At 75.8% G+C, this 2,738-nt stretch carries 2 protein-coding genes; both read left to right on the top strand.

What is annotated here, in order from left to right:
- Positions 1 to 1,248, top strand: a 1,248-nt coding sequence (locus NH602_RS29875; RefSeq protein WP_253069565.1) for an ABC transporter substrate-binding protein, incomplete at its 5' end; no start/stop codon positions are given.
- Between the two features lie 73 nt (positions 1,249 to 1,321).
- Positions 1,322 to 2,611: an MFS transporter gene (locus NH602_RS29870; protein ID WP_217266913.1), complete on the top strand. Its 1,290-nt coding sequence runs from the start codon at positions 1,322 to 1,324 to the stop codon at positions 2,609 to 2,611.
- Positions 2,612 to 2,738: the final 127 nt, after the last annotated feature.

The raw sequence follows: 2,738 nt of genomic DNA, 5'->3' as shown, positions 1-2,738 counted from the left end.
CACGACGGGCGGCCGCTGGCCCCGGCCGACGTGCTCGCGTCGCTGCGCCGGGTACTCGACCCCGCGACCGGGGCGACGGCCGCGCCGCTGCTCGCGCACCTGGACCTGACGGCCAGCCGCGCGGTGTCGGCGACCGAGGTGGAGCTCGTGCTGGGCCGACCCGACTTCCTGTTCGCCCTGGCCCTGGCCGCGCCGGGAACCGGCATCGTGCGCGGCGGGCGGGGGGACGTGCCCGTCGGGACCGGCGCGTTCCGCTTCCTGCCCGGCTCGCCGGACGCCCTCTACCGGCACGACGGCCACTGGGCCGGCCGCCCGCCCGCGCCCGCGGTGGAGTTCCTGGTCGACGACGACGAGGAGAACCGCTACCAGTCCCTGGTGGACGGCTACGTGCACTGGGCACACGACCTGTTCCCGCACAGCGCACGACGGCTGCTCGGGCGGACCGGGACGACCGTGCTGTCCGCACCGGGCTCGGTGACCCGCTTCCTCGACACCGGGCCCGGCCCGCTCGCCGAACCGCGGCTGCGCGAGGCGGTGCGGCTCGGGATCGACCGGGTGGAGCTGGTGCGCCAGATCCTGCTGGACCTCGGGCAACCCGGTGACGACCTGTTCGGGGCGGGGCTGGCCCACCACCCGGGCGGGCTCGCGCCGGTGGTGCGCGACGTCGCGCGGGCCCGGGAACTGGTCGTCGCGGCGGGGGCGGACGGGGCGCGGGTGCCGCTGTTCTTCGACCCGTTCGACCCGATGTCGCGGCCGACCGCCGACCTCGTCGTGGAGCAGCTGGCGGCGGTCGGGCTGCGGTGCGAGCCGCGTGAGCCGGAGCCGCCGGACGTCGAGCCGACCCCGGGCATCCGGTTCCGCCGTGCCGCGGCGCAGCCGATCCCGCTCTACCTGCAGGCCGTGGCCGCGGCACCCCGGGTCCCCGGGGACGACACCGCGGGCGACACCGGCGACGACACCGCGACCGACGGCGCGGCCGGTCCCGAGACCGGCGGTGCCACCGGGAGCGGGGATGCCGCGGGGGGCCGCCCCGACGTGCGGGCGCTGCTCGCCGTCGCCGCCCGGGCACCGGACGAGGCCCGCCGGACCGACGCCCTGCGCCGCGCCCAGCTCCTGCTGCGCACCGACGCCACCGCATGGTCGGTCGGGGACGAGCACGTCGGCGTCACCGCGGACCTGTCCGGCGTCGGACCGGCCCGCCCGGACACCGGGACCTGGGCCCGGTTCCACCGCGCCCGCCTCGGCTGACCGCGCTGCATCTGATCGGCAGGTGCGCATCAGTGGCACTTGTGTCCGCAGGGACGTATGTGATCCCGTTCAGGTGATCAACCGACGGGGGGACGTCGTGCTGCGCTCCTTCGGCGAACTGACCGCGCCGAGCCGGATGCTCGTGGTGAACCAGTTCGGCATCAACCTGGGCTTCTACCTCGTGCTGCCGTTCCTGGCCACCCACATGGGGAGCCTGGGCTACGCGGCGGCGACGATCGGACTCGTCCTCGCCCTGCGCAACCTGTCGCAGCAGGGGATGTTCCTGGTCGGCGGCTCGGCGGCGGACCGGATCGGCTGCCGTCCGGTGATCATCGTCGGGTGCGCGCTGCGGATCGTGGCGTTCGGGCTGTTCGTCGTCGCCGACTCCCTGCCCGGCCTGATCGCCGCCGCGGTGCTGACCGGGCTGGCCGGGGCGCTGTTCAACCCCGCGGTGCGCGCCTACCTGATGGCCGAGGCCGGCGATCGCCGCGCCGAGGTCTTCTCCGTGTTCAACGTGTTCGGCCATGCGGGGGCCCTGCTCGGGCCGCTGCTCGGCGCCGCGCTGCTCGCGGTGGACTTCCGCCTCGTCGCAGCCGTGGCGTGCGCCGTGTTCACGGTCCTGACCGTCGCGCAGCTGTTCGTCCTGCCCGCCCGTCCGGCGCCGCCGCAGGACCGTGGGCTGCTCGGCAGCTGGGGCGAGGTCGTCGGCAACGGCCGGTTCCTGCTGTTCGCGCTCGGCGGGGCCGGCTACTTCGCCCTGTTCAACCAGCTGTACCTGGTGCTGCCGGTCGAGGCGCAGCGCGTGTCCGGCGTCGCCGGTGCGGTCAGCGCGGTGTTCGTCGTGTCGACCCTCGTCGGCATCCTCGGCCAGGTCCGCATCACCGCGTGGTGCCGCGCCCGCTGGACCGACGGGCGCACGATGGCCGCCGGGCTCGTGCTGATGGGCGCCGGGTTCGTCCCGCTGGGTGTCGCGGCGCCGTTCGTGCCGACCGCGCCCGCCGGGGAGTGGACCGCGGCCGGGCTGCTCGCGGTCACACCGGTCCTCGCGGGCACGGTCGTGTTCACCGTCGGCATGGCGATGACCAACCCGTTCTCGCTCGCGCTGCTGCCCCGGGTCGGCAGCGAGCAGCTCGCCGGCACCTACTACGGCTGGTACTACCTCGTCTCCGCCGCCGTCGTGGCGGTGAGCAACACCGCCGTCGGGAACCTGCTCGACCGCCATCCCGACGGCGCCGGCCGCTGGATCCCGTTCGCCGTCCTGCTCGCGATCGGGCTCGTCGGCGCCGCTGTCATCGCCTGGATGCAGCGCACCGGCAGGCTCGAACCGCGCGCCGTCACGACCAGCACCGCCACCACCGCCTGAGGAGCACCCGTGGAGCTGACCCGACGCACCTTCCTGGGCGGCGCCGCCGCGCTCGCCGCGGTCCCCGCCCTCGCCGCCTGCGGCGGCGGCACCGGCGGGGGTTCCGAGCGGCTGCGCGCCGCCTTCC

Source organism: Pseudonocardia sp. McavD-2-B (assembly GCF_024124365.1).
Lineage (GTDB): Bacteria > Actinomycetota > Actinomycetes > Mycobacteriales > Pseudonocardiaceae > Pseudonocardia > Pseudonocardia alni.
This window is presented reverse-complemented; position numbering and strand designations above follow the sequence as displayed.